The sequence below is a fragment of the Gemmatimonadaceae bacterium genome, assembly GCA_016720905.1.
Lineage (GTDB): Bacteria > Gemmatimonadota > Gemmatimonadetes > Gemmatimonadales > Gemmatimonadaceae > Gemmatimonas.
This window is the reverse complement of record JADKJT010000015.1, coordinates 21,306-27,916: the sequence shown is the minus strand read 5'-3', so window position 1 is coordinate 27,916 and position 6,611 is coordinate 21,306. Positions and strand designations below refer to the sequence as shown.

Genomic DNA, 6,611 nt, shown 5'->3' with positions numbered 1-6,611 from the left:
GCTGCCCGCGGCCGGATTGTCACCTATCGGCAACACGGCTCCGGTGGCATTTGGTGCGCTAGGTACGCCCACATTATCGCACTGGCCGGTGCGTGGATACATTTGCCATTGGAATGACCTCAGCGTTGGTTGGCAAACAACTGCCGCTCTTTGCCATGATCATTCCGTTCTGGCTCATCTGGGTGATGGCCGGATGGCGTTCCGTGAAGCGAGGTACGGTTGGCGTGTCTGGTGGCCGGCGTGAGCTTTGGCGCCATGGCCAGTATTTCATCAGCAATCACTTCGGTCCGATTTTGGTGGACCTTGGCGTCGCTCACCCATCGTGTCACTGCTGGTGCTGTTGGTGATTCTGGCAACCACGCACCGTGGCGGTTTCCGGGCGAGTCGTCCGCGTGCCGAGCGCACTGATACCGTCCGCAGTGCCGCAACACACGCCGCGACAGGTGCTGCGCGCCTGGATGCCGGGGCATTTGTCGGTGTTGCCGCTCACGGGGATCCCCAGCGTGAAGGTACGGTTGGAATGCGCAGTCCATCATGACCTTCACCGTGCCGTATCTGCATCAAGCGGGTGCTGCGCACGCCGCCCGGTGGCGGCCGTAGCCAAGGCCGAAGACGCGATCTTCACACTCAACTGGCTGTCGGCCATCGGCACGGCACCGTTGCTCACCGGCCTGCTATCGGGCGCACTGCTCCGGCATGAACGTGAGCGCGATTGCGCGCACTTACTGGCAGACGCTGGCTGCTGTGCGCGTGTTTCTGGTGACCATTGCGGCGATGATGGCGCTGGGATTGGCACTGCGATACGGCGGACTGGACGCCACCATGGGCCCTGCGTTTGCGCAAACGGGGATGCTGTTCCCGCGTTCTTCTCGCCGTTGTTGGTTGGCGGTGTCGCCCCTCACCGGCAGCGACACGCCTAGCAATGTGTTGTTCGGAAACCCGGGGCAGATATCGGCCAATCAGGTTGGGGTGTCGCCATTGCTCGCCGCCGCCGCCAACAGTTCTGGAGGCGTGAGGGCATTATGATCGATGTGCGCAGAGTAATTGTCGTGGCTGGAGAGTGGCCACTGGATAGCAAGGTCAGGAAGGGGAAATTTTGTGGTATGTGTTCTGGCACAGCCTGGCGTTGGCGTGCCTGGTGGGCATTGAAGTGCTGGTCATGTCTCGGATGATGTGATTCGCGACAGGCAGTGCGGCGGATATCTTATGGCCTGAACGCGAACTCCCACCGCACCTGCGGGTCCCGAACTGAACGTCGCGGGGCGTCGAAGTGCGCAGGGATCGTAATCGAGCCGCTAAGCTATTGCATCGCCGGCGCCGCTCGGGGTCCGCCGCATCGGCAATCACGCGACGCAGTTCCCTCGCAACCCGGTGGGCGCCGCAGTCTTCCGGCGGACACGCTCGGCGACCCGCGACGCACCGCGGGTATATCGCTTCGGGCTCACGCGCGACCTTGGCTTCGAGCGTGACGGAGTGCTCCCACCCGTCGCCGAAGTCGTACTCATACTGCGCCTTGTCGCCTATCTCCGCGAAGTATTTCGCGATTGGTGTCTTCCAACCTGGCAACGAGACGGGATCTCCGATAAAGCCGTCGTCGTCCGGAATGCCGATATCATCGACGTTGCCGGTGCGCGGATTGGTGATCCGGAACACATGCAGATGCGAGTCGTTCCAGCCCATCGCGTCCTGAATGGCGACGTGTAACGCCCAGAAGTCGTAGCTGGCGGGGACTTCGATGCGCCGCCACACCGGTGGGGAGACGTGACGCAGTGCAACGCGGAAGCGCAGGATGGCTGGTTTGGCGGGCTTGGGCACTGGATTCCGGCGGCAGTGGAGGATACTGGGGTGAGGGGCGTCTTTGCAGTGGTCTTCGGCCGCCCGGCCAGATGTAAGCACGTTGACCAGCCCGACGTGGATGAAATAGTTCACCCGTCCGACCCGATGCTTGGTCACCAACGACTCGGCAACGAGCGCATCGAGATATCGTTTGGCGGTGGGCCGTGATACGCCGATGTCGGCCATGATGTACTCGATCTTCGTGTAGGGGATGCACGAACGACCGGTTGGATCAGGTCCTTGACCACTAGAACTTGGAGCCATTTCGAACTGGTGTTTGTAGCGATGCAGCACCGACATGATCTGCGCGATAGTCTGCAACGTATCGGCAGCGATCTTTTCGATAGCAGCGAGCATATACAACAGCCACGGTTCCCAGTTGCCGTCGTCGCGCACCTTTTGCAGCAGTCCGTAGTACTCCAACTTTGTTTCCACGATGAACCGACTGAGATACAGCACCGGGATGTCCAGCAGGCCGCTCTTCACCAGAAAGAGGACGTTCAGGATGCGCCCCGTGCGTCCGTTGCCATCGTAGAACGGGTGGATACTCTCAAACTGATGATGGAGAATCGCCATTCGCACGAGCGGATCAAGTGGATATGACAGTTCGCCGTTGATAAAGTGCTCCAGGTCCCGCATCAGGTCGACAATGGTGTCATGATCCTGTGGGGGCGTATATACCACCCGGCCCGTGGACTGCTCACGCAGGGCCGTACCGGGGAGTTTTCGGAATCCGGCACGATGGTGTTCGAGAGTGGCCTGCGTATCAGCCGTGCCAAGGTTGGCGGTGATCGTACTGGTTTCGCGCACCTTCGCTCAAATCCCACCCGCAGCGCTCGCGCGTAGTCGAACTCCTTGGCCGCCGTATCCGGTTGGACCTTCGTTGGCGACGATGCCCAGCAGGAGGTCACTATGCGGGTGTGTGATGATGTTCTCGATAGCCGAGCTGTTTTGGCCTCCTGAAGGCCAAGGGAGCTGATCAGGATTCCTTGATTGGGAATGGACGCGGCAGCGACCTTGAGCTCGGCTAGTTGGCGACTAGCGGAGATGGCCGCCTTGAGGACGGCGGGAGTCTCGAGATTTTTGAGGTCGAGATCGCGAAGGGGCCTCAAGCGTCTCACACATAGAAAGAATATAGCCTTTTTCTTCCCATACTTCCATATGGACATGAAAGCTTTATTGAATTCCTTTTCATTTGACAGGACTTCTTTAGAAGAAATAGAGACATATGCTGGTTATCATGATAACAATTCCATTGCTGTCGATATTTGCCTTTATTCCGCACACAATTGCACAACAGGTATCATGGTGATAACTATTGTACTCGCCAACAAACAGAAAGACCATGTAGGCACCGCGCCATCGCCCACCTTCAAGTGTCGACGGCGCGCTCAGTCTGAGCGGGCCTTCCACCGTTTCCTCTGCACGCATGGCCCCGCTCAGATCGGCGATACGATGGCGATCCGGCACCGATGACCTCACGCAGGTTCAGCGACTTCGCGCGCGGCAGGTTCATGCATATCACCGGTAAAGCCCTCAAGGCTGATGCGCCAAGAGTGCTGCCGCGATCACTGCTCGATATATCCGGCGCCATTCGGGCGACGGTGTTGGCGCTGAAGCAGTCCGACTGGCGGTTCTGTCAAGTGAACGAGAACGGCTGGGGCCGACATTTACCGAATTGAGCGATACCAACGGGTTCTCTGGGTCAAGATCAAGATCGAACCCCTGGTACAACAGATCACACGATCGTGATCTCCTTTCATGAGTGGGACGATGCAAGACCGAACTGAACGACCCGATGTGGCGACTGCGGCCACGGCAGATGCGCAGCACCCCGCTCATCTCTGCGCCGACAATTTCGACCTGGTGCACCGTGCCGGGACTCGCATGACTTCTGGCGTCGAGATCCCGGTACAGGAGTCGCTCTACAAGTGCCGCGTGTGTGGCGCTGAGGAGTACAGTCTCGCGCAGGCCGAAGCCGCGCAGCGCGTGGCCGCGACACACTACCGGGAGCTGTACGGATTCCTCCAACCCGACGAGATCCTGGCGCTTCGTAAGCGCCTCGGCCTCACGCAGGCCTATCTCGAACGAATTCTCGGTCTTGGCAGGAAGACCGTCGCCCGATGGGAAGCGGGTCGTGTGCTGCAATCGAGAGCGATGGACAATCTGCTCAGAGCGATCTTGCATGTCCCCGACCTTCTCGACTTTTTCGCGCTACGCGCAGGACTCGGCATCATCAACGATGTAGCCGAGTCCCCGACCGTCGCGGACACTTCGTTGGAGTCGATAGGGCAGCAGCGCCAAAACGCGGAATCCAAACAGGTGCCGGTTGATACGTATACGACCGCTCACTTGACGGTTCACGCCGGTCAACCGGCGATTGAGCGTGATGTCACCAGGCGCAATGTTCGCGTGACGGAACCGGCGAGCAACCTGAAGACCTGGGTGCTTCCGGCGAAGCCGGAGAACGAACCGTGGCTCACCGAACATCGTGCCATTCACCCCGCATACGCCAGCGCCGGATGATACCCGAACTGGCGCCTCGCGCGGCCGAGTCCGCGCCAACGGCCGATTCACACGAACATCCGCCCATGTTCCGATATCGCCGGACATCTACAACGTGTTCATCAGCGGAATTGAACTTGAAGATATCCGGGTAACATCGGCGGAAGTGTTGGCGCCGACCACGCCTGGTGACCGACAGGGTGCGCCCCTGACGTTCGACTGAAGCCGCCGGCTACAAGAACGCCGATTCGGCGATCCGCGTCAGCCACCGACTCACGTTCACGGGCTACTTCGTCGAAGGTGGGGAGGAAGCCGTCCGTGTAAGCGTTTCCCTCGAAGCGCGCTACGGCTCGAAGACGCCGATGACCGACGCGATCTTCGCCGAGTTCGAGCGGGTCAATCTCCCGCTGAATACGTGGCCATACTTCCGCGAATTTCTCCAGAGCACGCTCGTGCGGGCCGGCTGGCCGCCGTTTGTCCTGCCGGCGTTCAAGGTCGCGCCAACGGCTGCGCGTGCCGCGGCCCCCGATGCGAGTACGACCGACAGGAACGAAGAGCACGCAGCATGACCGGGCAGCTCCTCCGGTGGCTGCGCCCGTGACACCGTGGATGCGGCCACCGACCCTTGATGGGACAGGAGCGTCTCTGCTCTGCTGCCCCGCTCCTTGCAGTTCGTGATGGTAACGCACCCAACGGACGATATGCCTGAGCCAATAGTCTTCGTTTCGTACTCTCACGACACTCCTAATCACAAGGACTGGGTGCTTCGCCTCGCGACTGAACTCCGCGCGCTCGGCATTGACACGATCCTCGATCAGTGGGGATCTGGCGCCCGGAGAAGACATCGTCGCCTTCATGGAGCGATCGATCGCGCGGGCCGATCGTGTTCTGCTTTGTCTGCACCGAGCAGTACGTATCGCGCGCAGACTCTGGGCAAGGTGGCGTTGGCTACGAACGGCTTGTAGTAACCGGCGAGTTGGTGGAGCGCATTGATACCAAGAAATTCATCCCTGTGATTCGACAGTCAGCAGCGTCCCACTAGCTGCCTCATTTTTCTCGGCGCACGGCTGTACATCGACTTCACGGCCGATGGAGATTCCCTGGTTCGTCACAAGAACTCGCCCGCGAGATCACGGTATACCCAGCACAGTGAAGCCAGCACTTGGCCCAAACCCGTTTGGCGGCGCCACGCCGCAGCACAGTGCCAATCGTGTGGTAACGCCTTCGCCGGCGCGCGGCCGACTGGCGAGTCTGTCTTGAAGGACCCATGGTTCGGTAGCCAGGCTGACGCCGCCCAGCCCGGGATTGTCGAAGCTGGAGCGGGCAAGGGCGATGGAGATTCGCAGTGCGCTGCACGAACCAGTCACGAAGTCCCAACTGGAGCTCTTGAACGCCGTAAGAAAGGCTGAGATCCGACCTTCGGTTGGCCTTATCGGCATCCTGCTTGAAAGTCGAGATGAGTATCGACCACGCCCGACATCCGACGGCATCGTTGCAGAGGTTGCGATTCCTGAGAAGTCCTTGAGCGGCACGCCCACCTATGACTACTGGTCGGCTCGCACCAACGGCGATTTCTTCCTGATTCAGAGCCTCTTCGAAGACGAACGCACCGAGAAAGCGGTCTTCTTCGATACTCGAATCGTGCGAGTCACCGAAGCCCTTCTTTTTCTGTGCGGCCTCTACGATCACTTGGGCGTTCCGCCGGAGAGTCGCGTAACAATTGGCATCGCACATCACGGGCTGGCCGGGCGCACCCTGACAAGCGCTGGCCGACGCCACGTGATGCCTCGCACAACTGCGGCAGGAAGCTCCGAGTCGCAAATTTCGATACGGTGTCGGGCCTTCGAGGCAACCTGACGGATCACGTCATGAGAATCTTGGAACCCATGTTCATGCTCTTCGATTTCGCGACGTTCGAAGAAGCCTATCCATGCCGACATCGTGACAAAGTTCGCTGCCGGACACGTAGTCTGATTCGGCAAACACATCTAGCATAGGACGATAAGCGACGAGTTATTGCAGGAACGCCGATCGCCGCAATGGGACATCTCCGACGAATCCGTGGGGAGCTGATTTGTCACACAAAGAAGATCAACTTCTCTGGGACACGCCCTGTTTGCACAATGGCGTTACAGAGAACCACCGCAGTCTCGAAAGTCTATCATATGGAGCGGGTACAATCGTTATCTGCCAGGAGGCCCGCGGGTTCTTTCGGGCGCGCTTGACCGATAGACTCGGTGTACAGCTAATCCGTAAGTTAGGCATCCAAC

Annotated in this window: 7 protein-coding genes and 1 pseudogene; 7 read left to right on the top strand and 1 reads right to left on the bottom strand. The window is 59.6% G+C overall.

The features are described from left to right. Positions 1-113: 113 nt before the first annotated feature. Together IPP90_13420 and IPP90_13415 are read left to right on the top strand one after the other, a co-directional pair. Positions 114-347 (top strand): L-lactate permease, encoded by a 234-nt coding sequence (locus IPP90_13420; GenBank protein ID MBL0171697.1) that lies wholly within the window; start codon positions 114-116, stop codon positions 345-347. A gap of 355 nt (positions 348-702) precedes the next feature. Further along, the gene (locus tag IPP90_13415; GenBank protein MBL0171696.1) at positions 703-1,026 is read left to right on the top strand and encodes an L-lactate permease; all 324 of its coding nucleotides are present in this window, start codon (positions 703-705) and stop codon (positions 1,024-1,026) included. 864 nt (positions 1,027-1,890) lie between these two features. On the opposite strand, the pseudogene IPP90_13410 reads toward IPP90_13415, so the two are convergent. Further along, positions 1,891-3,005 (bottom strand): annotated as a pseudogene (locus IPP90_13410) (Fic family protein). A gap of 303 nt (positions 3,006-3,308) precedes the next feature. On the opposite strand from IPP90_13410, the gene IPP90_13405 reads away from it, so the two are divergent. From IPP90_13405 to IPP90_13385, 5 genes are all read left to right on the top strand, one after another. Continuing rightward, complete coding sequence (locus IPP90_13405; GenBank protein MBL0171695.1) at positions 3,309-3,518, top strand: hypothetical protein; 210 nt, start codon at positions 3,309-3,311, stop codon at positions 3,516-3,518. A gap of 91 nt (positions 3,519-3,609) precedes the next feature. Beyond that, positions 3,610-4,362, top strand: a complete 753-nt coding sequence (locus tag IPP90_13400) for a type II toxin-antitoxin system MqsA family antitoxin (protein ID MBL0171694.1) — start codon at positions 3,610-3,612, stop codon at positions 4,360-4,362. Positions 4,363-4,703: 341 nt separating this feature from the next. Continuing rightward, on the top strand, positions 4,704-4,910 hold the full coding sequence (locus IPP90_13395; GenBank protein ID MBL0171693.1) for a hypothetical protein: 207 nt from the start codon (positions 4,704-4,706) through the stop codon (positions 4,908-4,910). A gap of 96 nt (positions 4,911-5,006) precedes the next feature. Continuing rightward, positions 5,007-5,306 carry a toll/interleukin-1 receptor domain-containing protein gene (locus IPP90_13390; protein ID MBL0171692.1) on the top strand — a complete coding sequence of 100 codons (300 nt, stop codon included), beginning with the start codon at positions 5,007-5,009 and terminating at the stop codon, positions 5,304-5,306. Positions 5,307-5,646: 340 nt separating this feature from the next. Further along, complete coding sequence (locus tag IPP90_13385; GenBank protein MBL0171691.1) at positions 5,647-6,198, top strand: hypothetical protein; 552 nt, start codon at positions 5,647-5,649, stop codon at positions 6,196-6,198. Positions 6,199-6,611: the final 413 nt, after the last annotated feature.